Source organism: Buttiauxella sp. 3AFRM03 (assembly GCF_003675305.1).
GTDB classification, from domain to species: Bacteria; Pseudomonadota; Gammaproteobacteria; order Enterobacterales; family Enterobacteriaceae; genus Buttiauxella; species Buttiauxella ferragutiae.
Map to the genome: position 1 here is coordinate 658,641 of NZ_CP033076.1, position 23,607 is coordinate 682,247.

Annotated in this window: 17 protein-coding genes and 2 pseudogenes; 7 read left to right on the plus strand and 12 right to left on the minus strand. The window is 50.4% G+C overall.

The features are described from left to right. Window positions 1-48 precede the first annotated feature (48 nt). From D8682_RS04310 to ebgR, 3 genes are all read right to left on the minus strand, one after another. Window positions 49-501: a beta-galactosidase subunit beta gene (locus tag D8682_RS04310; protein WP_121813614.1), complete on the minus strand. Its 453-nt coding sequence runs from the start codon at window positions 499-501 to the stop codon at window positions 49-51. After that, window positions 498-3,572 (minus strand): beta-galactosidase subunit alpha, encoded by a 3,075-nt coding sequence (gene ebgA / locus D8682_RS04315; RefSeq protein ID WP_121813615.1) that lies wholly within the window; start codon window positions 3,570-3,572, stop codon window positions 498-500. Before ebgA ends, D8682_RS04310 begins: the two co-directional genes overlap by 4 nt. A gap of 231 nt (window positions 3,573-3,803) precedes the next feature. Beyond that, a complete protein-coding gene (gene ebgR / locus D8682_RS04320; RefSeq protein WP_064546152.1) occupies window positions 3,804-4,787 on the minus strand; it encodes a transcriptional regulator EbgR in 984 nt (327 codons plus the stop codon). Between the two features lie 248 nt (window positions 4,788-5,035). Here ebgR and ygjK point away from each other — a divergent pair, with 248 nt between their 5' ends. Continuing rightward, window positions 5,036-7,408 carry an alpha-glucosidase gene (ygjK, locus tag D8682_RS04325; RefSeq protein ID WP_121813616.1) on the plus strand — a complete coding sequence of 791 codons (2,373 nt, stop codon included), beginning with the start codon at window positions 5,036-5,038 and terminating at the stop codon, window positions 7,406-7,408. Between the two features lie 125 nt (window positions 7,409-7,533). Here the strand turns inward: ygjK and D8682_RS04330 are convergent, their stop codons facing one another. Beyond that, window positions 7,534-7,785: a GlsB/YeaQ/YmgE family stress response membrane protein gene (locus D8682_RS04330; RefSeq protein ID WP_064546149.1), complete on the minus strand. Its 252-nt coding sequence runs from the start codon at window positions 7,783-7,785 to the stop codon at window positions 7,534-7,536. A 232-nt stretch (window positions 7,786-8,017) separates the two neighbouring features. Here D8682_RS04330 and D8682_RS04335 point away from each other — a divergent pair, with 232 nt between their 5' ends. Further along, the gene (locus D8682_RS04335; protein WP_064546555.1) at window positions 8,018-8,749 is read left to right on the plus strand and encodes a flagellar brake protein; all 732 of its coding nucleotides are present in this window, start codon (window positions 8,018-8,020) and stop codon (window positions 8,747-8,749) included. Between the two features lie 7 nt (window positions 8,750-8,756). On the opposite strand, the gene emtA is transcribed toward D8682_RS04335, so the two are convergent. Beyond that, the gene (emtA, locus tag D8682_RS04340) at window positions 8,757-9,365 is read right to left on the minus strand and encodes a membrane-bound lytic murein transglycosylase EmtA (RefSeq protein WP_064546147.1); all 609 of its coding nucleotides are present in this window, start codon (window positions 9,363-9,365) and stop codon (window positions 8,757-8,759) included. A gap of 113 nt (window positions 9,366-9,478) precedes the next feature. Between emtA and ldcA the strand changes: the two genes are divergently transcribed. Together ldcA and D8682_RS04350 are read left to right on the plus strand one after the other, a co-directional pair. Next, entirely contained in the window at window positions 9,479-10,399 is a 921-nt protein-coding gene (gene ldcA, locus D8682_RS04345; RefSeq protein WP_121813617.1) for a muramoyltetrapeptide carboxypeptidase, read from the plus strand. An 88-nt stretch (window positions 10,400-10,487) separates the two neighbouring features. Beyond that, window positions 10,488-12,218: a potassium/proton antiporter gene (locus D8682_RS04350; RefSeq protein ID WP_121813618.1), complete on the plus strand. Its 1,731-nt coding sequence runs from the start codon at window positions 10,488-10,490 to the stop codon at window positions 12,216-12,218. 84 nt (window positions 12,219-12,302) lie between these two features. On the opposite strand, the gene dadX is transcribed toward D8682_RS04350, so the two are convergent. Together dadX and D8682_RS04360 are read right to left on the minus strand one after the other, a co-directional pair. Next, a complete protein-coding gene (gene dadX, locus D8682_RS04355) occupies window positions 12,303-13,376 on the minus strand; it encodes a catabolic alanine racemase DadX (protein WP_121813619.1) in 1,074 nt (357 codons plus the stop codon). Window positions 13,377-13,395: 19 nt separating this feature from the next. Further along, window positions 13,396-14,694, minus strand: a complete 1,299-nt coding sequence (locus D8682_RS04360; protein ID WP_064546139.1) for a D-amino acid dehydrogenase — start codon at window positions 14,692-14,694, stop codon at window positions 13,396-13,398. A 325-nt stretch (window positions 14,695-15,019) separates the two neighbouring features. On the opposite strand from D8682_RS04360, the gene D8682_RS04365 reads away from it, so the two are divergent. Beyond that, window positions 15,020-16,555 (plus strand): SpoVR family protein, encoded by a 1,536-nt coding sequence (locus tag D8682_RS04365; RefSeq protein WP_064546553.1) that lies wholly within the window; start codon window positions 15,020-15,022, stop codon window positions 16,553-16,555. Window positions 16,556-16,635: 80 nt separating this feature from the next. On the opposite strand, the gene fadR is transcribed toward D8682_RS04365, so the two are convergent. Further along, entirely contained in the window at window positions 16,636-17,355 is a 720-nt protein-coding gene (gene fadR, locus D8682_RS04370; protein WP_064546136.1) for a fatty acid metabolism transcriptional regulator FadR, read from the minus strand. A 296-nt stretch (window positions 17,356-17,651) separates the two neighbouring features. Here fadR and nhaB point away from each other — a divergent pair, with 296 nt between their 5' ends. Beyond that, window positions 17,652-19,217, plus strand: coding sequence for a Na(+)/H(+) antiporter NhaB (gene nhaB / locus D8682_RS04375; RefSeq protein WP_121813620.1), 1,566 nt, complete (start codon window positions 17,652-17,654; stop codon window positions 19,215-19,217). A gap of 143 nt (window positions 19,218-19,360) precedes the next feature. Beyond that, entirely contained in the window at window positions 19,361-19,891 is a 531-nt protein-coding gene (gene dsbB / locus D8682_RS04380) for a disulfide bond formation protein DsbB (protein ID WP_064546132.1), read from the plus strand. A gap of 47 nt (window positions 19,892-19,938) precedes the next feature. Here dsbB and D8682_RS04385 read toward each other — a convergent pair. From D8682_RS04385 to D8682_RS04405, 4 genes and pseudogenes are all read right to left on the minus strand, one after another. Further along, window positions 19,939-20,876: pseudogene (locus tag D8682_RS04385) on the minus strand (IS3 family transposase); the annotation flags it as partial. Next, window positions 20,855-22,091: pseudogene (locus D8682_RS04390) on the minus strand (IS3 family transposase). The pseudogenes D8682_RS04385 and D8682_RS04390, both read right to left, overlap by 22 nt. A 93-nt stretch (window positions 22,092-22,184) precedes the next feature. Continuing rightward, window positions 22,185-22,421, minus strand: coding sequence for a DUF333 domain-containing protein (locus tag D8682_RS04395; protein WP_121813621.1), 237 nt, complete (start codon window positions 22,419-22,421; stop codon window positions 22,185-22,187). 739 nt (window positions 22,422-23,160) lie between these two features. Then, window positions 23,161-23,607: a YcgN family cysteine cluster protein gene (locus D8682_RS04405; protein ID WP_064546127.1), complete on the minus strand. Its 447-nt coding sequence runs from the start codon at window positions 23,605-23,607 to the stop codon at window positions 23,161-23,163.

The following is a 23,607-nucleotide window of genomic DNA, read 5'->3' on the forward strand; positions in this document are numbered from 1 at the left end:
GGTCGGATAAACGTCAGCGTCATCCGACACTAAGCGGTGCTTAACACCTTATTTATTAAGGAAATAGGTTTCCTCAACCGTCACTTTTAAAATTACCTTTCTCATGCCCTCACCATGTGAAAAACGGTGCGCCTGATGATTTTCAAAAATAACCACATTGCCAGCGTTGAGACGATAAGCCTCGCCCCGCCCGCGTAAATGCTCACGGTCAGTTTCGTCGCGATAAATCATTTCATGGGTTAAGTCGCTTTTATCCGCTATTTCAACGGTTTCTTGCCCAGCGAGGTAATAATGCACGTCGAAATAACGGCGATTCCCTTCAAATAATTCGCTATTTTCGCTGTTGCCTTCCGCCAGGCGATAGACCAGTGAATCGCCAATTGAATAAAAAACATTGGCTTTAATATTATTACGGTTATTAATCGCTTCCATGCAGCGTTGCCATTTCTTTCCGGCATGATAGATGCGTTTAAAATCTTCTAAGGTGTTTAAAATAATCATTCCACTTCCCTCGCTGGTGAAGCCTGCTGGAAATCGTATTTCGCCAATTCAACCGGGGTCATTTGTGACTGACTGAATGGCACCATGGTGAAGCCGTAGCTAAACGGTTTTAGATAAACCCGGAACGAATCCAGCACTTCTGAACCCCAGGAGTTGGAACCTAAGCCGAGAATTTGGTCATCAAGATTCAGCGTCAGATAGTCGCTTTCCTCAAGCTCATTGATGTGTTGCGCCTGCTGCAGCATGTCGGCGCTGTACGGCCAGAGACTGAAGTTAATCGGTTTACGCGGCTGAATAAAAAGACCATTCCCCTTTGCATCTTCAACAGTTAACCAACGCACCTGCTGGCGGTTACCGTTATCTTGTGGGAACGGATAGTTTTCAAACAGGCTGTCTACCGGCTGACGATAATGCCCAATCAGGTTGTTCTGGCAGCTATCGCCGTAGTTTTCACCCGGCCCACGGCCATAATATTCCACTTCGCTGAAACGCTTGCTGATGCCAAAATCGAGGCCAATTTTTGGAATAATCGCCTGATAATTTCCGTAAGATGTGCCCGAAAGTTCAAGCGACACATGGCCCGCAGGGGTAATCCGCCACTGGTAGGTGCAACGCATGCCAAAATCGAAAACTGGCGGCGCAATCACGCTATCCACTTCAATGACCAGATCGTCACCTTGCGTGGTTTGGCGCATTGCGCGGAAATGGTGCTGCATCAGGTGAAGATGATACGGCTGCCACAACCCTTCAAATTCTTGCTTATGGTTATCAATCGTCGGCTTGAAGAAGGTGAGATGCGGTGCGCGACCGACAATCTCTTCACCATTCACCAGCCATGAAGTCAGCTCACCCTTCAGGCGGCAGAAGGTCAGGGAAAAATCTGCACCGCTGACGATTTGCTGATGCCCGCGCGTTTCGCTGTGCAGCGAACGGGAGGGTTTCACTGGCAGCGCTTCACGCGCGCCTGCCGCCTGGCGCAGGATTTGATAGTGGCCGAGCAAAGACATCGCTTCGCTGTATGGTGTTGCGTGACGTTTGTAAACTTCGACATTAATAAACACTTCGCCAGCTGGCAGCGACGGAGCGTTGAGGCGCAATTGTTCTTTTTCACCGGGTTGTAAACAAGGTGCCGCCAGCGTTTGTTGCGCGAGGGTTTCACCATCGAGCTGATAACTGACCTGGAGTTCGATGTCGTTTAACGCGCTGAACCAATAACGGTTTTCCACCAGCAACACATCATCTTTTTCGGTTTGCTGCACCGCAACCGGACACAAAACCTGCTTATATTCACGCAGCCCTGGTCCCGGGCGCTGGTCGGGATAAATCAGCCCATCCATGCAGAAGTTATAGTTGTTTGGGAAGTCGCCGTAATCGCCACCGTACTGATAACGCTCACGTCCTTGCTCGTCGTGCACCAACAAGCCGTGGTCGCACCATTCCCAGATGTAATGCCCTTGCAGGCTTTTATGTTGATTGATGACCGCCTGATATTCCGCCAGCCCGCCCGGCCCGTTACCCATCGCATGGGCGTATTCGCACAGAATGCGCGGCTTCGGATGCGGGTACTCGCCAAAGGCATTCATCATTGAGACGCGGGAATACATGGTGCTGATGACGTCCACCACTTCGGCATCGCGATCTTCTTCGTAATGCACCAGGCGTGTCGGGTCCAGCTCCTTACAACGTGCGGTCATCGCGCGGATGTTGCAGCCGTAGCCGGATTCATTACCCAATGACCAAATGATGACCGACGGATGATTTTTCTGTGCCAGAACATGGCGTTCGATGCGTTCGACGTAAGCCTGCTCCCAGGCGGGATCATCGGTAATGCGGCTAATATCACCTACGTTAGCAAAACCGTGGCTTTCCAGGTCGGTTTCCGCCATTACAAACAGCCCGTACTGGTCGCACAAGGCATAAAAGCGCGGGTCGTTAGGATAGTGTGCGGTGCGTACCGAGTTGATGTTGTGCTGCTTCATCAGAATGATGTCGCGCTCGGCGCGTGCCATATCAATGGCGCGGCCTTTTTGATGGTCATGATCGTGGCGGTTGACGCCATGCAGTTTCAGGTAGCGACCATTCACGTAAAACAAGCCGTCGCGCACTTTGATATCGCGGAATCCGACCTGCTGCGGCACCACTTCGACGATCTCGCCACGGTTATCGCGCAAAGTTAGCAGCAGCAAATAGAGATTCGGCTGTTCTGCGTTCCACTGTTTAGGTTGTTTGACCGGTAATACCAGCTGGCAACGCAAATCGCTGTGGACAGACAGCGCATCGTGTTGCTGTTCGGCGATACACTTTTCGCCATCAAATAATTGTGCCAGTAGTTGATAGCCTTCGGCAGGCGTCGCTGTGATGTTACGCACATCACAGGAAAGCTGAAGTTGGGCATCACAGTAGTTTTCGTCAAATTCAGTGACGACCGTAAAATCATGCAGATGCACATTCGGCTGACCGGTCAGGTAAACGTCACGGAAAATCCCCGCCATCCACCACATATCCTGGTCTTCGATGTAGGTTGAATCCGCCCACTGCATGACGCGAACCGAGAGTAAGTTGTCACCGACTTGCACGTAAGGGCTGATGTCGAACTCTGCCGTCAGGCGGCTGCCTTTGCTGAACCCAACGTAGTGGCCGTTAACGTACACTTCAAAGTAGGTTTCTACGCCATCAAACTTGATGAGGATCTGGCGTTGTAGCCATTCGGAGGTCAGGGAAAACTGGCGCTGGTAGGCACCGGTTGGATTGTTGGTGGGAACAAAAGGCACATCAATCGGGAAAGGGAATCCTTCATCGGTATACTGCAAATGACCGTGACCTTCCATTTGCCACATGCCCGGAACGGTAATTTCGCCCCACTCTGGCATCGCCTGACGGTAAAACGCTTCAGGCACTTTTGCAGGATGGTCAAAATAGTTAAACGTCCATTTCCCGCTAAGTAACATAAAGCCGAGGCTTTCTTGCCGATCAAGCGTTTTAGCCTGCGCTTCGCTTGCGTAACGATGAAACCAGGCGCGTGGTGGCAGCCGGTTCTCAGATTGTTTGTTTATGTTTTCCCAGTTATTCACGCCAACATCCTCATTACGTGTGTATGAGGAAAACAATAGTAAATATTTACTAAAACTTAAAATCGAATTTTACTAAATGACGAGGGGATCACAATAATAGAGCCAATCCCCTAAATAATTCGAGTTGCAGAAAGGCGGCAACGCAGTGAGTCCCCAGGAGCTTACTCAAGTAAGTGACTGGGGTGAGCGAGGAAAGCCAACGTATCTGCGGCTTGAAGAATGACGGGGATTTTATGAGGTTGTAGTATCTCGCAACTGCAACGAGCTTGGGACAAACACCGAGAGCGGAATAGTACGTTCATCACGCAGGCGTTCCATTAAAAGATTTACCGCCTGGGCACCCATCGTTTCAGAATGGATACGCACGGTAGACAACGCGGGGAAAACAAAGCGTGCGGTAGGAATATCGTTAACGCTGATTAACGCCATTTGCTGCGGGACTTTAACCCCGTGTTCATGCAATGCACGCAACACACCAATGGCAATGGAGTCGGTGGCAACGAACAACGCTGGCGGGTAATCACCTGATGTAGCAAGCATTTTCAACGCGCACTGGTAGCCAGACTGGCTGCTAAAGTCGCCGTAATAAACATCTTTTGCGCTGACCACTTTCTTACTACGCCCATACTCTACGAAAGCTTCTTCACGCTGGTCGGCATAGGCTGGGTCATCGCGGCCACCAATAAAACCAATCCGCATATAGCCGCGCGAGATGAAGTAATCGATAACTTTACGGCTGATTTTGTACAAGTCCACGTTAACGCAATCAAAACGAGGATCATCAGTCACGCCATCAAGGAACACCAGAGGGAGTTCTTGTTGATCAAGCCATGCCCTGGCAACTGGCAGAGGTTTACCAATTATTAGTAAACCATCGACGGCGGCAACAACCGGACGTTCGCTTTTAAAGTCGTAACAAGAAACCAGAGTAATGCCTAATTTTTCGCATTGTGTTTCAATGCCATAGCGCATCGCCAGATAATAGGGGTCATTAATCTCGAGCTCTTGTCCGTGGGTATACAGTGCCGCAAACGTCAGCCGCTGACTTGCCTGCCGTTTCGCGCTGGGGACTTTGTATTCCAGTCTTTCTGCGGCTTCGAGGATTTTTTGCCGAGTCTGTGTTTTGACGCTCAAACTCGGGTCGTCATTGAGCACGCGTGAAACGGTCGCCACAGAGACCTGAGCCGCCTCAGCAATTTCCTTCAATGTAGCCATAACACCCCAATAATCACCTGATGAAAACAACAGCTTAATGTCATAACTGACCCGTGTATACCCATTCGTTTAACCTGTTTCACGGCAATCTGAAGTTGTGAGCCAGCTATCGCTTTGCTGCTTCAAGTGTATTTTTTAGTAAAATATTATCTAAGATAACTACCGTTACCCTGCCGTAACAATAATGCAAGCAAACGGCATAACCATTCGATACTTCTGATGCACTCTTTTATTGGTAAGGAAACGGCATGAAACCAGTACTTCGACTTGCCCCACTGGCGGTGTTGCTCGCGTTGTCGGGATGTCAGTCAACAGACCATGACTCGACAACCCTCAAAGCTAATCAGTTCCACAACGTTATTGACCGCAGCGGCGCGCCGCAAGCGATGCTCGATTACGATTTTGATGAGCATCAGCGCTTTAACCCGCTGTTTGATGATGGTGCGTGGCACGGGCATTTGCTGCCCGCAAACAGCGAAGGTATGGGCGGATTCCCGGGGCCGGCGCTACTGACCGAAGAGTACATCAACTTTATGGCGAATAATTTCGACCGCCTGAGCGTGTATAAAAACGGTGAGAAAGTGGCGTTCACCATGCAGGCGTACAGCATTCCTGGTGCTTTGATTCAAACGCTCTCCGCACCTGGTGTGACGGTAAAAATGACGCTGCGTTTTGTCACTTCCCGCACCTCTTTACTGGCGACAGAGGTAACCACCGACACACCGCTTGAGCTGGTGTGGGATGGGCAGTTGCTGGAAAAATACCATCTACAGGAACAGAAACCGCAGTCAAACGAGACGATTGACCAGGCATTCCCTGCATACGACCGCACACTATACGCCACCCAAGACGGGCTGAACGTGAGCTTTGGTAAAGTGCGCTCCGACTCTAATCTGATGACGTCTGGCGAGTCGCAATACCAAATCCACAAAACGCTGCCGATGAGCACGCAAATCAACGGGCATAGTTTTGTGGCAAAGGCGAATATTGCCCGTTCCACCACTATTTATACTACCTACTCGCACCTGCTGAATGCGGCGGAAGTGCAAAAAGAACAAGCCAAAATCACCGATATTCTTCAGCATCCACAGCCATATCTCAGCGCCTCGGAACAACGCTGGGAAGGTTATCTAAAGAAAGGGTTAAACAACCCTGATGCCACAGCGGCTCAGACTCGCGTTGCAGTGAAATCGATTGAGACGCTCAATGGCAACTGGCGCGGTGTTGCCGGAGCGATGAAGTTCGACTCCGTCACCCCATCGGTGACCGGACGTTGGTTCTCCGGTAACCAGACCTGGCCGTGGGACACCTGGAAACAGGCTTACGCGATGGCGCATTTCAACCCGGATGTGGCAAAAGATAACATCCGCGCCGTATTTGCGTGGCAAATCCCGGCTGATGACCCTGTGCGCCCCTGGGATGTGGGCTTTGTGCCGGATCTGCTGGCGTATAACACCAACCCAGAGCGCGGGGGCGATGGTAGCAACTGGAACGAACGCAATACTAAGCCAAGTCTCGCTGCCTGGTCAGTGATGGAAGTGTATAAAACCACCGCCGATAAAGCCTGGCTGGAAGAGATGTATCCGCATCTGGTGGCTTATCATGACTGGTGGTTACGCAACCGCGACCATAACCACAACGGTGTGCCGGAATACGGTGCGACTCGCGACAAAGCGCATAACACCGCCAATGGCGAAATGATATTTACCGTGAAACGCGGCAACAAAGAGCAAAAAATGGTCGGTCTGGAGAATTACAACCGCGTGTTACGCAGCGGAAAGTATGACAGCATCGATATTCCGGCGCAGGTGGCGGCAGCCTGGGAATCAGGGCGTGATGGTGCAGCGGTATTTGGTTTTATTGAACCAGACCAGTTGCAGCGTTATCTGGATAAAGGCGGTAAGCGCGAAGACTGGCAGGTGCTGTTCGCGGAAAACCGCGCGCCAGATGGCACTTTGCTGGGCTATTCGTTGCTCCAGGAGTCGGTTGATCAGGCCAGCTACATGTACAGCGACAGTAGTTACCTGGCGGAAATGGCCGATATTCTGGGCAAACAGGATGATGCGCAGAAATTCCGTGGTCACGCCAAAAAACTGGCTGATTACATTAACACCTGTATGTTCGACGACGTGACCGGCTTCTATTACGACATCCGCATTGAGGATAAACCGCTGGCAAATGGCTGCGCGGGGAAACCTATCGTCGCACGTGGCAAAGGGCCGGAAGGCTGGTCACCGTTATTTAACGGTGCCGCCACCCAGCCACATGCTGACGCCGTGGTTAAGGTGATGAAAGACCCGAAAGAGTTCAACACTTACGTGCCTTTGGGCACCGCAGCCCTCACCAATCCGGCATTCGGGCCAGATATTTACTGGCGCGGACGCGTGTGGGTGGATCAGTTCTACTTCGGGCTGAAAGGGATGGAACGCTATGGTTATCGTGCTGATGCGGTCGAAATGGCTAACCGCTTCTTTGCGCATGCTAACGGGCTGATTACCGACGGGCCAATTCGTGAGAACTACAATCCACTAACCGGTGAACAACAAGGCGCACCTAACTTCTCATGGAGTGCCGCGCATCTTTATATGCTGTACAACGACTTCTTTACGCAAAAACAGTAAACATGAAACGGCCCCAGAAATGGGGCCGCTGAGAATAGCTTTTGTCGGGTGACGCTACGCTTACCCGACCTACAAAAGTAGTTGTAGGTGGGATAAGCGCCAGCGTCATCCACCATTTGCACAAATTATCGTCGAACCATGCGGTAAATAATTAGCACAATAATCGCGCCCGCAACGGCAACCAGGAAACTCGGTAAGTTGAAGCCCGTAACACTGCCACCAATATGAAGAAATGTCGCTATCCAGCCCCCTACAACGGCACCGATGATCCCTAAAATACAGGTAAGGATAAAACCACCACCGTCTCGACCAGGCATAAGAAGTTTTGCAATAACACCCGCTATCAAACCGAAAATAATCCAGGCCAGAATACCCATGTTAAACGTCCTCTTCATTATTGTGTTGGTCGTAACAAGTCAGAATCCACGTCAACATGACCATGGCTTCTGTTTGTCGGTACGCTAAGTATAATCAAGTGTTAGAAAAATGTGACTGACGTCACCAACATATTGAATTTGTGAAGATAAAAAACCGAGATTTATCTTAAGTTTTTCATTTTTCTGCCGATATAGTTTCTTACAGCTTTCAAAACACAACATGGACCTGGCCTTGAGTAACTATAACGAGCAGTTTCTGAAACAAAGTCCTCTGGCAGTATTAGGCGTGTTACGTGATCTCCATAAAAAGCAGGTACCGATTCGTCTGAGCTGGCAATCCGGGCAATTCATCAGCAAGATTCTTGAGGTCACTGCGGCAGGTTTGATTGTGGATTTTGGTAGCCAGGCGCAGGAAAACCAGGGCGCGCAGAAAGCAGCAAACATTCAATTCACCGCCGAAACCGAAGGGGCGAAGGTTGAATTTATCTTGCCGAAAATCACGGCGATAAATTACCTGAACTTACCGGCATTCCACGCCCCTATTCCACCGGCTTTATGGTTTGTTCAACGCCGCGAGTACTTCCGAATTTCAGCCCCCTTGCAGCCGTATTATTTGTGCAACACAACGCTACCCGATGGTTCTCCCTTCCGGTTCAGGCTGTGTGATTTGTCATTAGGTGGAATGGGTGCATTGGTTGATGGCCCACTGCCGGAAGGGCTGAAAGATGGGATGCGTTTTTCTCAGGTGGAACTCGATTTAGTACAGTGGGGGAAATTCCATTTTGATATGCAGTTGATCACCTTATCTGAACGGAAAGTGATCGACAGTAAGAACCAGACTGTCAGTACCCCACGCCTGAGTTTCCGCTTTCTTAACGTTAACCCCGCCGTGCAGCGCGAATTGCAGCGTATTATTTTCTCGCTGGAACGGTCGGCCCGCGAGAAAGCAGGCCGGGTGAAATAGCAAACAGTTACATCGCGTTTAACGCTTTAGAGACCTTATACAAATACCGTGGTGCCTGCGGTGCCGGGTGGTTCTTCGCGATGTACTGGTAAAACTCGTCTGGGCTTAGGTCATTGATCTCATCAATGGCCTTTTTGCGATCTGAGGAGAACGTCCTGAGCAATGCCCCCGCACCGTTAGCATACGAGGCCAGTAACGCATATTGCATCGTTTCCGGGTCCTCAATACCGGCCAGAATGCCGTGTTCGAGAATGCTCAAATACGCAGTACCAATTGAGATGTTACGAGCCGGGTCTTTCAGCTCACTGGTTGACGGCTGCCCGCCCCACCCCAGATGGCGATAAACATCTTTGCCAGCTGTTGAGGCTTTAATCTGCATCAGACCCACAGCATTGGATTTACTGACCAGCGCAGGGTTACCGCCGGACTCCACAGCAATAATGGCTGTCACCACGCGTGGACTTACGCCCCACTCTTTTGCCGCTTGTTCGGTAATTGGCATCCATGTTAATGCGCGTTGTACCGGTTTTGTTGGATCCCACTCGGGTTGTTTGGTTGTGTGGCTCGAACAACCCGCTAATACCAGAACCAATACAATCAGCCATCTTATATTCACGCATCTATCCTTATATTACTAAGCCGTAGTTACCGCGATTCGTCGTTGTCGACGGGTGACAACCACCGTTTCAAGCGGCATGATAACCAATTCACTTTACGCAAGGAAATGCCATGTCGACGATTCGTTTAATTGCCCCCTCTGGATTCTGTGTTAATCAGGCTGCTGCTGCCCGCGGCATCGAACGTTTGAAAGCCGCAGGTCACCGGGTTGAGAACCAGTCTGTGGTGACGCGACGCTTCCAGCGTTTTGCCGGAACAGACGAACAACGACTGGCCGATATTCAGGATTTATCTGCACTGCCGTCAGAATGCGATATCGTGCTGGCGGTACGCGGCGGCTATGGTGCAACGCGTCTGCTTGAAAAGATTGACTATTCGAGCCTTGGACATGCCTTTGCTGAACGGACACCGATCATTTGCGGGCATAGCGATTTCACCGCAATTCAGTTAGCGCTCCTTTCCCAAACCGGGACGGTTACCTTCAGCGGGCCAATGCTTGCCGGTAACTTTGGCGCTGAAGAGTTGAATAGCTTCACCTGGCAGCATTTCTGGCAAGCAATTACTGAACCGAAATTTACCGTGGACTGGCAAAGCCCTACGCCAGCCTGTACCGCGAGCGGTACGTTGTGGGGAGGAAATCTGGCGATGCTGGTGTCGATGATTGGATCGCCATGGCTCAAGGTTATCGATGGCGGCATTTTAGTGGTTGAAGATATTAACGAGCACCCGTTCCGCGTGGAGCGCTTGTTGCTGCAACTTCATCACGCAGGGATTTTAGCGCGTCAAAAAGCGCTGATTCTGGGCAGTTTTAATGGTGCAACGCTAAGTGATTATGATGGCGGGTATGATTTCGACGAAATGTGCCAAATGTTGCAACAACGCTTATCGATACCGGTCCTGCGGGGTTTACCGTTCGGCCATGAACCCGAAACAGTTACCCTGCCACTGGGTGCCTGGGGTGAACTGCATCACGATGGGCAAACTGCCAGCCTGACCGTCAGTGGTCACCCCGTTATGAGGCAAAAAAAGTAACTTTCGCCCTGCAGATAGCACAATTAATCAATGCCTTCCGTGTTAACATATGTACACGTTTGGCACAGGCAAAAGGGGAAAGATAATTTTGGACGCAGGGGCGATCGTCAGTCTGTTTATTTTAGGTTCCGTATTGGTAACTTGTAGCATCTTATTAAGTTCTTTTTCCTCTCGTCTTGGTATCCCCATTCTGGTTATTTTCCTCGCTATCGGCATGTTAGCGGGGATCGACGGTATCGGTGGCATTCCGTTTGATAATTATCCTTTCGCTTATTTGGTCAGTAACCTGGCACTGGCGGTGATCCTGCTTGATGGCGGAATGCGCACCCAGGCCAGTTCGTTTCGTGTAGCCCTTGGCCCCGCGCTTTCGCTTGCCACTGTTGGCGTATTGGTAACATCGGGTTTAACCGGTATGGCGGCCGCCTGGCTGTTCAATCTTAATTTAATCGAAGGCTTACTGATTGGCGCTATCGTCGGCTCAACCGATGCCGCAGCGGTGTTTTCATTGCTTGGCGGCAAAGGGCTTAACGAACGTGTTGGCGCCACACTGGAGATTGAATCTGGCAGTAACGATCCGATGGCAGTGTTTCTGACCATCACGCTGATTGAGATGATTCAGCAGGGGCAAACTGGCTTGAGCTGGATGTTCGTGGTGCATCTTATTCAGCAGTTTGGGCTGGGAATTTTGCTCGGCCTCGGCGGCGGTTATCTATTGTTGCAGATGATCAACCGCATCACTTTGCCACAAGGTTTGTATCCGCTGCTGGCGTTGAGCGGCGGGATTATGGTGTTTGGCATCACCACGGCGCTGAACGGTAGTGGGATTCTGGCGGTCTATCTTTGTGGTTTCCTGTTAGGTAACCGCCCGATTCGCAGCCGCTTTGGTATTCTGCAAAACTTTGACGGGCTGGCGTGGTTTGCGCAAATCGGCATGTTCCTGGTGCTGGGATTGCTGGTGAACCCTACTGATTTGTTGCCGATTGCCATTCCGGCGTTGCTGCTTTCCATCTGGATGATTTTCTTTGCCCGCCCGCTGTCTGTGTTCCTCGGTCTGCTGCCATTCCGTGGCTTTAATCTGCGTGAACGTGTGTTTATCAGTTGGGTAGGATTACGCGGTGCGGTGCCGATTATCCTCGCGGTATTCCCGATGATGGCGGGCCTCGAAAATGCTCGTTTGTTCTTCAATGTGGCGTTCTTCGTGGTGCTGGTATCGTTGTTGTTACAGGGCACGTCTCTGAGTTGGGCGGCTAAAAAAGCCAAAGTTGTGGTGCCGCCAGTCGGTTGGCCAGTTTCCCGTGTCGGTCTGGATATTCATCCGGAGAATCCATGGGAACAGTTCGTGTATCAGCTAAGTGAAGATAAATGGTGCATCGGTGCCTCCCTGCGCGACCTGAAAATGCCGAAAGACACGCGAATAGCGGCACTGTTTCGTGACAATGTTCTGATGAATCCTGGCGACCGCACGCGGTTGAAAGTCGGTGATGTGCTCTGTGTTATTGGCCGTGAGCGCGATCTGCCTGCACTCGGTAAAATGTTTAGCCAGTCACCTCCTGTGGCGCTTGATCAGCGCTTCTTTGGGGACTTTATCCTCGAAGCCAGCGCCCAGTTTGCCGATGTCGCGACCATTTATGGGCTTGAGCTGGATGACAGTGTGAACACGCAGCAAACGTTGGGTGAATTTGTGGTAGGCATGCTTGGTGCAGCGCCGGTCGTCGGTGACCAGGTAGAATTCGCTGGCATGATTTGGACGGTTGCCGAGAAAGAAGATAATCAGGTGCTTAAAATCGGTGTCAGAGTCGAAAGCGAAGAAATCGAGTAACAAAGTGGGTGTCGGATATCGCTTGCGCTAATCCGACATCCACGTTTTGTAGGGCGGATAAGCGTAAGCGTCATCCGCCAGCTTTTAAGGCTGTGTCACAACAGGCACTCGCGGTGCCAGTGCACACATCAGTTCGTACCCTACTGTCCCTGCAGCATGAGCGACATCATCAATTTTAACCTCGTTACCCCACAACTCAACCGGGCTACCTATCCCAGCCTGTGGGCATGGTGTGAGGTCAACAGCCAGCATGTCCATGGATATCGCCCCGACAGTGTGCGTTAACACGCCGTCGACACGCACTGGCGTACCCGTCGGTGCATGACGCGGGTAACCATCCGCATAACCACAAGCGACGATACCAATTCGCTGTTCAGCATCAGTTCGATAACGACTGCCGTAACCGACGGCATCGCCCGGTTTGAGATTCTGGATACCAATAATTTCACTTTGCAAACTCATGACCGGCTGCAAGCCGCTGGTGGCGACATCGCACCATTGGCCGCTCGGCGATGCGCCATACAGCACAATACCAGGACGAACCCAATCGAAATGCGCTTCAGGGTGCCACAGCGTCGCCGCAGAATTCGCGAGTGAGCGAGGGCAATCTAAACCTTCGACTGCCTGCTCTACCCGCTTCATCGGTTCAACAATCCCTTCAGGCTGCTCCGCATCGGCAAAATGTGCCATCAGCGTTAACTGGCCGACGTTGGCAATAACCCGTAATTGCTGCCAGATAGAATGCACCCGATCAGCGCTGAACCCGAGTCGGTTCATGCCACTGTTCATTTTCAGATAAACATCGAGTGGTGCGTTAAGTTTGGCATTCGCCAGAGCCTTCACCTGCCAGTTGCTGTGCAAACTGGTGGTGAGACGGTACTGGTCAAACAGCGGCAGTTCATCGGCGTGGAAAAAGCCTTCGAGCATCAAAATCGGCCCTTTCCAGCCGCGTTCACGCAGCAAAATAGCTTCTTCAATGTTGAGCATCGCGAAGCCATCAGTTTCATTTAATGACGACCAGATACGCTCCAGACCATGACCATAAGCATTCGCTTTGACGACCGACCAGACGCGTGAATGAGGTGCTGCCCGGCGGACAACTTTTAAATTGTTACGCAGCGCGCTGAGATCCAGCGTCGCAAGAACAGGACGGGTCATGTCCGCTCCTTGTTTAAAATTAATTATGAGCGTTATGCAGACGCTGTGAGCCTGTCGGATTGAAGCCTGGGGAGTAACGCGCTACCGCGAGATCATCAAACGGAATCGCCGGTGTTCTTCCAGAAATTAAATCACTTAACATCTGACCTGAGCCGCAGGCCATCGTCCAACCCAGCGTTCCGTGCCCCGTGTTGAGCCACAAATTCTTGAACGGTGTCCGCCCGACAATCGGCGTGCCGTCTGGCGTCATCGGACGTAAACCGGTCCAGAATGTCGCCTGTTCAACGTGCCCACCGCGCGGGTAAAGATCGCGGACGACCATTTCCAGGGTTTCACGACGTGGTTGCCGTAATTCAGTGTTGTATCCAACAATTTCTGCCATTCCGCCGACGCGAATACGCTGGTCGAAACGCGTGATAGCAATTTTGTATGTCTCATCGAGAATAGTCGAAACCGGAGCGCCTTGCTCATCGGCAATAGGTATAGTCAGGGAATAGCCTTTGAGCGGATACACTGGAATATCAACGATATTTTTCAATAAGCCCGTGGAATACGAACCGAAAGCGACAACATAGGCATCGGCTTTCACCACCTCTTTACCGCACTGCACACCAAAAATATTCTGGCCTTCATACAGCAAACGATCGACTGGCGTATTAAAACGAAACACTACGCCCGCTTCCGCGGCCATGCGGGCCAGATTTTGCGTGAACAACTGGCAGTCGCCAGTTTCATCATTAGGAAGACGCAGGCCACCCGTCAGTTTATGGGCCACATCAGCCAGTGCAGGCTCTACTTCGGCTAAACGACTGGCTTCCAGCAATTGGTACGGCACACCGGCATCTTCGAGAACCGCAATGTCTTTGGCCGCGTTTTCAAACTGCTGCGCGGTGCGGAACAGTTGCAGCGTACCGCCCTGCCGTCCTTCATATTGAATATTGGTGCTCTGGCGCAGTTCTTTCAGGCAATCGCGGCTGTACTCTGCCAGGCGCACCATGCGGCCTTTGTTTTCCATGTAATGGCGCATGTCGCAATTGCGCAGCATTTGCAACATCCACTTCAGCTGAAATTGCGTGCCATCAAGGCTAATGGCCAGTGGAGCGTGGCGCTGGAACATCCATTTAATAGCTTTAAGCGGCACACCAGGAGCTGCCCAGGGGGCGGCGTAACCCGGTGATATTTGCCCGGCATTGGCCGCGCTGGTTTCCATGGCAGGCCCCGCTTCCCTGTCGATAACCGTGACATCATGCCCAGCCTGACGCAAATACCAGGCACTGCTGACACCAACAACACCACTTCCCAGCACCACAACACGCATATCCATTCCACCATTTAGCTAAAAGAATAATCTTCTGATTACAAATTGATAACCCAGATGAAAATGTTATTCAACATATGGCTTTATTATAGTGACTTTCCTCACATCCTTAGCTGATACAGCAGGATGGCGATAATTAGAATCTCCTGCGATGATTCTATTTTACGCAGAATATTATTCTGCATTTCTCGTCAAATACGGGGGGTTAAGATGAGTAAATCGTGAGGAAAAAATTTTGCTTGCAGCGGCTAAGTTTCAGGAGTTGTCTATTCTTGAAGGTGAGGCTTTCCATCCAGAGAGAGCCGCCAACAATGAGGGCGCGCTGATGGCTATTGTTACTGATTCCGCCACAAAGGATTCTAAACGTCTTAGTGATGGACCTGACTGGACGTTCGAACTGCTTGATGTCTATCTCGCTGAGATTGACCGTGTCGCTAAACTCTATCGGCTGGAGACTTATCCTCATCAAATTGAAGTGATTACCTCCGAGCAAATGATGGATGCTTATTCAAGTGTCGGGATGCCGATTAACTACCCGCACTGGTCATTTGGTAAAAAATTCATTGAAACGGAGCGGCTTTATAAACATGGGCAGCAGGGTTTGGCCTATGAAATCGTCATCAACTCGAACCCGTGTATCGCTTATTTGATGGAAGAAAACACCATCACAATGCAGGCACTGGTTATCGCGCATGCCTGTTATGGGCACAACTCTTTCTTCAAGAACAACTACTTGTTCCGTAGCTGGACGGATGCCAGCTCGATTATTGATTATCTGATTTTCGCCCGTAAATACATCACCGAGTGTGAAGAGCGTTATGGCGTAGATGAAGTAGAGCGTTTGCTCGACTCCTGCCATGCCCTGATGAACTACGGCGTGGATCGCTATAAACGTCCGCAGAAGATTTCATTGCAGGAAGAAACCGCCCGGCAGAAAAGCCGTGAAGAGTACCTGCAAAGCCAGGTCAACACGCTCTGGCGCACCCTGCCACGCCGTGAAGAGGAAAAGACGGTTGCTGAAGCACGTCGTTACCCTTCTGAGCCGCAAGAAAACCTGCTCTATTTTATGGAGAAGAATGCACCGCTGCTGGAGTCATGGCAGCGTGAAATTTTGCGTATCGTGCGTAAGGTCAGTCAGTATTTTTATCCGCAGAAACAAACACAAGTGATGAATGAAGGCTGGGCGACGTTCTGGCACTACACCATCCTTAATCATCTGTATGATGAAGGTAAAGTGACCGACCGCTTTATGCTGGAGTTTTTGCACAGCCACACTAATGTGGTGTTCCAGCCGCCGTACAACAGCCCGTGGTACAGCGGGATTAACCCGTATGCCCTCGGTTTTGCAATGTTCCAGGATATCAAACGAATTTGCCAGTCGCCGACCGAAGAAGATCGCTACTGGTTCCCGGATATTGCGGGTAAAGATTGGCTGGAAACACTGCATTTCGCGATGCGTGATTTCAAGGACGAAAGTTTTATCAGCCAGTTCCTGTCACCAAAACTGATGCGCGATTTCCGTTTGTTTACCGTGCTTGATGATGACCGCAATAATTACCTGGAAATTGCCGCTATTCATAATGAAGAAGGCTACCGGAAGATCCGTGCTGAACTGTCCGCTCAGTACAATCTCAGCAACCTTGAGCCAAATATTCAGGTGTGGAACGTTGATTTGCGCGGCGACCGTTCGCTCACGCTGCGTTATATCCCGCATAACCGAGCGCCACTGGATAAAGGGCGTCGTGAAGTCCTCAAACATGTGCATCGTCTGTGGGGCTTTGATGTGACGCTCGAGCAGCAAAATGAAGATGGTAGCGTTGAGTTGCTTGAACGTTGCCCTCCACGGCTCAATAGCCTGTGACCGTCACTGCACAGGCATAAAAAAACGCTTCCTTCGGGAAGCGTTTTTCGTATTACGTGGGTTGATATGAAAATGCCAGATTAACGGCTGTGCATCGCCAAATCGCCCGGTAAATTTTTCTGCATCCGATGCCAGATTTCACCACTTTCACGGCCATAGGTACGAACGGTATCAAATACCTGGTCGTGCAGGCCTTGTTGGCAAATTTCTGCCAGACGGTGGTAGAAGCCTAATGCCAGGCTGCGCGCTTCAGGGCTTGAGAAATAGTGACGACCGATACGGGTATATAATCCTTTCATTCCATTGAGGATTAGCCCGTAAATCGGGTTGCCAGAAGCGAACGCCAGGCCACGGAAAATGCTGTAATCCAGCTTTGCAAACGCATCAGCGTGGTCTTCAACACTATTCGCCGTCGCCAGGACTTCTTGTGCTTTATCCGGATGCTGACGAACAGCGGTGCGGATAAAGATCGTCGCGATGTTGGTACGAACGGATAACAGATTATCAATCAGCTGCGGCACGCTGTCGTGATCGAGACGTGCCAGCGTTTCCAGAATGTTTAAACCTGAGGTTTCCCAGAAGTTATTCACTTTGGTCGGCTTGCCATGCTGAATGGTTAACCAGCCATCACGCGCCAGACGCTGAAGCACCTCGCGCAATGTGGTACGAGTGACGCCAATTAGCTCGGATAACTCACGTTCAGCGGGAAGAATTGTCCCCGGAGCGAAGCGGTTATTCCAGATACTCTCAATGATGTATTCTTCCGCGAAACCCGCTGGGCTCTGCGCCTTAATGACCATAGTATGCTTTCCATTACACAGGTTTTGCTAAAGAGACTCATCATACCAGATGCCTTGCGGCGCAGGTAGCAGCGACAGCCGCCAAATGTGGAATCGTGGTTTAATTTTGCACGTAATCACACATCCAAATAATATTCCAATACCTTGATTGAAATCTTGTGCGCGGTTAACCTGAAACACCTCGATTAAAACGCAATTTTATAATGTATCCGAAATGTTTCATTTTTAACGCAGGCTGATAACTATCCGCTCTGTATCTGAGACATGACGGGTCACAGGAGCATGATAATTCAACGATGGAAATGTCTACCGGGCGTGCGCTGTTTCGCAACTTCTTAGGCCAGTCTCCGAATTGGTACAAGCTGACTTTATTGACTTTTTTAGTCATTAACCCTTTAGTTTTTTGGTTTGTTAGCCCATTTCTGGCAGGCTGGTTACTTGTAGCAGAGTTTATCTTTACCCTCGCGATGGCGCTGAAATGTTATCCGTTAATGCCAGGCGGTATGTTGGCGTTTGAAGCGGTGTTCATCGGCATGACCAGTGCAGACCATGTGCGCACAGAAATCGCCGCGAACATCGAAGTCTTGCTGTTGCTTATCTTTATGGTGGCTGGCATCTACTTCATGAAGCAACTCCTGCTTTTGGTCTTTACCAAGTTGCTGTTGGGTATCCGCTCGAAGATTTTACTCTCGCTGGCATTTTGTCTCGCTGCGGCGTTTTTGTCAGCATTTCTCGATGCCCTTACTGTGGTCGCGGTGGTCATCAGCGTAGCAGTGGGTTTCTACGACATTTATCACCGTGTGGCATCCGCTGGCGACATTGACGGAGATCTTCAGGATGACTCGCGCCTTGATTCCGAGAATCGCAATACGCTTGAAGAGTTCCGCGCTTTCTTACGCAGCCTGATGATGCACGCGGGTGTCGGCACGGCACTGGGGGGCGTGATGACGATGGTGGGCGAACCGCAAAACCTGATCATTGCGAAAAATGCCGGTTGGCATTTTGGTGATTTCTTCCTGCGTATGGCACCCGTTACCCTACCGGTTTTCGTCTGCGGACTGCTCACCTGTGTTCTGCTTGAGTCCACCAAAATCCTCGGTTACGGCGAAAAACTGCCGGAAAAAGTCCGTGGGATTTTGCAAGACTACGATACCAGGAGCGCGCAGAAGCGCACGCGCCAGGACCGTATGAAGCTCATCGTTCAGGCATTGATTGGTGTTTGGCTGGTTATTGCGCTGGCACTGCATCTGGCTGAAGTCGGGTTAATTGGTTTATCGGTGATTATCTTCGCCACTGCACTTTGTGGTGTGACTGATGAACACCAGATAGGTAAAGCCTTCACCGAAGCGCTGCCCTTCACTGCCCTGTTAACGGTGTTTTTTGCGGTGGTCGCAGTGATTATCGACCAGCATTTGTTTACGCCGGTGATTCAATTTGTATTGCAAGCCGAACCGCAATCGCAACTGGCGCTGTTCTATTTGTTCAACGGTATTTTGTCATCGATTTCCGATAACGTGTTTGTTGGCACCGTGTACATCAACGAAGCGAAAGCCGCGCTAACCAGCGGCATTATCGATCTTAAACAGTTTGAGTTGCTCGCGGTGGCCATTAACACTGGGACTAACTTACCATCAGTTGCGACACCGAACGGCCAGGCAGCATTTTTATTCCTGCTCACTTCGGCGCTGGCACCACTGATTCGCCTATCTTATGGTCGCATGGTGCTAATGGCTCTGCCATATACGCTGGTGCTAACTGTGGTCGGCCTGTTATGCGTAGAATTTACTCTACTGCCAGCCACGGAATGGATGATGCAAACTGGTTTGATTTCCTCCCCCGCTATAGACGCCATACCGCACTAAGCTAAATTTACGGGCAGCCTGCTGCCCGTTTACCTTTTTGTCTGATAAACATTCAATTAGCATGTTATTTTGATGTGCGTACTGGTGCTGAAACCGAATTCGTTTACACTGCCGACTAAAAGCATGTTGCAGGGATACTGATTATGTTGCGATATTTGAACCAATGCTCCCGTGGGCGCGGTGCCTGGCTTCTTTTGGCATTCACGGCTTTCGCCCTGGAGATGGTGGCATTGTGGTTCCAGCACGTCATGTTGCTGAAACCTTGTGTAATGTGTATTTATGAGCGCTGTGCACTGTTTGGTGTAATGGGTGCGGGAATTGTTGGTGCGATTGCGCCGAAATCACCGTTGCGTTATGCCGGAATTGCACTGTGGATTTATAGTGCCGGGAAAGGTCTGCAGTTAGCATGGGAACATACCATGCTGCAACTTCACCCTTCTCCGTTTGTAACCTGTGACTTTGCCGCTCGTTTCCCAGGCTGGTTGCCACTCGATAAATGGTTACCACAGGTTTTTGTGGCGACAGGGGACTGTTCCGTGCGTCAATGGGAATTCCTGTCGCTGGATATGGTGCAGTGGCTGGTAGGAATTTTTGCTGTGTTCCTGGTGATTGCTGTGCTGGTGTTGATTGCTCAGCCATTCAAACCAAAACGTCGTGACCTATTCGGTCGTTAAGTCCAGGTCTCCTGACTAGTCCTGCTATAGGTTGACACTTTTCGGCCTTACAACGCCCGATGAACTTCATCGGGCGTTTTGTATTTTAGCGACAGATGTGGCCGCCGCGTGTTGTAGATTTCCACCGACTCCCTGACCATCTTTCTTGCCTGTCCAATATCTTCTGGCTTCCCGAGCAGATATTCCATTTTTAATATCCCGTTTACCCGTTCCGCCAGCGCATTCTGATAACAGTCATACCCGTCTGTCATCGAGCAGATGACCCCATGGCGTTGGTGTAGTGCCTGATATTCTGTTGAACAGTACTGCACACCCCGATCTGAGTGATGCACCAGTGGATGTGCTGTACGCCTGCTGACCAGCGCCATTCTGAACGCCTTAGCCACATGATGGGTATGCAGACTTTCATGCACATGATACCCCACGATTTTTCTCGACCAGACGTCTGTTATCAGACTGAGGTACGCCGTTCCCTTACGCAGGGGAAGGTACGTGATATCCGCGACCCACACCTGCTCCGGGCGGCTGGCAACAACCTGATTTTCTCCCGCCTTCAATAAGTTAGGATGACGATAAAAGCGATGATGGCTTTGAGTCGTTTTGTGATACGCCCGTTTCGGTATTACCAGTAATCGTGCGCCACGCAGTATCTGGAACAAACGATCCCGACCGACATGGAGTGCCGGCTCTGGTTGCTGTCGCAATAAATAATGCAGTTTACGTGTCCCCAGCCGGGGCTGGTGTAGCCGGATGGTCGTCACCTGTTCAACGATATGCTGCGCCTGTCTTTCTCTTCCGCGCTCACGTTGCAGGGATTGATACCACGCCTGTCGGCTGATCCCCATGAACCGGCAAGCACGCATTACTGTGAGTCCCGGCGTTTGTGCTTGCGTGATAAGGTGGCCAACTGCTTTTTTGTCAGTGTGGCTCCGAACTCGGTATTCATTACCTTGACTAGTCCTGCTATAGGTTGACACTTTTCGGCCTTACAACGCCCGATGAACTTCATCGGGCGTTTTGTATTTTAGCGACAGATGTGGCCGCCGCGTGTTGTAGATTTCCACCGACTCCCTGACCATCTTTCTTGCCTGTCCGATATCTTCTGGCTTCCCGAGCAGATATTCCATTTTTAATATCCCGTTTACCCGTTCCGCCAGCGCATTCTGATAACAGTCATACCCGTCTGTCATCGAGCAGATGACCCCATGGCGTTGGTGTAGTGCCTGATATTCTGTTGAACAGTACTGCACACCCCGATCTGAGTGATGCACCAGTGGATGTGCTGTACGCCTGCTGACCAGCGCCATTCTGAACGCCTTAGCCACATGATGGGTATGCAGACTTTCATGCACATGATATCCCACGATTTTTCTCGACCAGACGTCTGTTATCAGACTGAGGTACGCCGTTCCCTTACGCAGGGGAATGTACGTGATATCCGCGACCCACACCTGCTCCGGGCGGCTGGCAACAACCTGATTTTCTCCCGCCTTCAATAAGTTAGGATGACGATAAAAGCGATGATGGCTTTGAGTCGTTTTGTGATACGCCCGTTTCGGTATTACCAGTAATCGTGCGCCACGCAGTATCTGGAACAAACGATCCCGACCGACATGGAGTGCCGGCTCTGGTTGCTGTCGCAATAAATAATGCAGTTTACGTGTCCCCAGCCGGGGCTGGTGTAGCCGGATGGTCGTCACCTGTTCAACGATATGCTGCGCCTGTCTTTCTCTTCCGCGCTCACGTTGCAGGGATTGATACCACGCCTGTCGGCTGATCCCCATGAACCGGCAAGCACGCATTACTGTGAGTCCCGGCGTTTGTGCTTGCGTGATAAGGTGGCCAACTGCTTTTTTGTCAGTGTGGCTCCGAACTCGGTATTCATTACCTTCACGACAGCTTCAAAAAACTGGGCTTTTATTTCTGATTCAGCCAGTTGCTGCTCGAGTTCTTTGATCCGTTGTTCGGGAGTAAGAGGTATTTTGGGCATAGTAGCTCCGCACTTTCTTGCGAGAGAGGGGGAGTGCCAGTCGAGTTGACCGTATCTGCGCAACCACGTCATGACGGTGTGGCTACCCTGAATACCGTAGCGGTCTTGCGCCTGACGGTAAGTCATTTCCCCTTTTTCGACCTGTTCGACAACGGCCAGTTTAAAGGATAGAGGGTAATCGCGTTGTGTGCGTTTAACATATTGGTTCATCACATTTTCCTCTGCCTGCGAGTTAAATGTGTCAACGCTATTTAGGACGGGTCATCCAGAAAACAAAAACCCGCCGAGGCGGGTTTTTTATTATTAGTGGTCGCGACGATAAAGCTCCCACTGGTCCATACGTTCACCGCTCGGCAATAAGCAATCACCACGCTCACCCAAATCGGTTTTCACCGTCCTTAATTCACCGCCTTTGTCTTTGCAGTAAACTGACGCCGGGTTCGGCATGCCGATAACCTGAGGCGGTTTGGGTGCAGTGGGTTCTGGAGATGAACAGCCACTGAGTATGATTGCCCCAAGCACTAGTGTTATTTTTTTCATTATTCCTCCGTTATGGAGGCCGAATGGTAACAGTGCAGGACTGGGGAAAGCAAAATCAGCGGCAGACGTTTTTAGCGAGCGGACACGCTATGTTGATGAATCGCACTCATCGCTTGATGAAGGAGGTGCATCCCTGATTTACAGAAGATACAAACAGCGCCATGGGGATTTGTTTCTCGGACATCGTAGGGGGAAGTGCGATACTGTGAACCGCCACATGACGGACACTTAAATGTTAAATATTGGATAAAAACCTACTTTTACTTGTTATTGAAAGGATACCGTATCATAAAAATTCTGATTTGTACGATTTATTTTTACCCAAATCCACTTTCATAGTGATTTTGTCTGCACCGTCACCTCTTGGGTAAAATTTTACACTGTAAACCTTAGACACAGACACAGGAGATATGGGGAGAAGATTAGCTAAACCCAACGATTTGATTTTTACCGGCTCTTTTGGCTTATTAAAGTGATTTGTCGGCATGCTCAATCATATTATCCAAAGTTTACTCTGTATTAGCCTCATCTCTTCTATTGGACGTTCCACTCAATATTTTAAGCGTTATCGGTAAAGCGGCGCAGTGTATCGTTCAAATCACTTTCTTTTTCATACTTAATATATTTAACTTGGCAGATAAGAATTTTTATAAAAAGGAGCAAAGCAATGTTGGCCGCGTTTGCACCCAATATTGTCTGATAAATTTTATGTGATGGTAACGTCTATCAATCCCAGAGATTAATCAGCCCACTCAGGTTTGTTTAAAATGTGGTCCTGCCAGTCGCGCACTTCGGATTCTTTCACTGCGATATGACGCACAGAAATGCGTTCGCCGTGCATTGCCGCTTTTGAGCCAGTCAACAACGGGTGCCATGCCGGCAAGTCTTTGCCTTCAGCTAACAGACGATAAGCGCAAGTATGCGGAAGCCATTCGAAGGTAGGTAAATTGTCACGCGTTAGCTTGATGCAATCTGGCTCGTAGTCAAAGCGACGGGCATAGTTTTTACACTGGCAAGTTTTGATGTTTAACTGCTTGCAGGCAACGTTGGTGAAATAGATTTCATCCGTGTCTTCATCCATCAATTTATGCAAACAGCACTGGCCGCAGCCATCGCAGAGAGATTCCCACTCCGCATCACTCATTTCGTCAAGAGTTTTGCACTGCCAGAACGGCGCTGTTGTCAT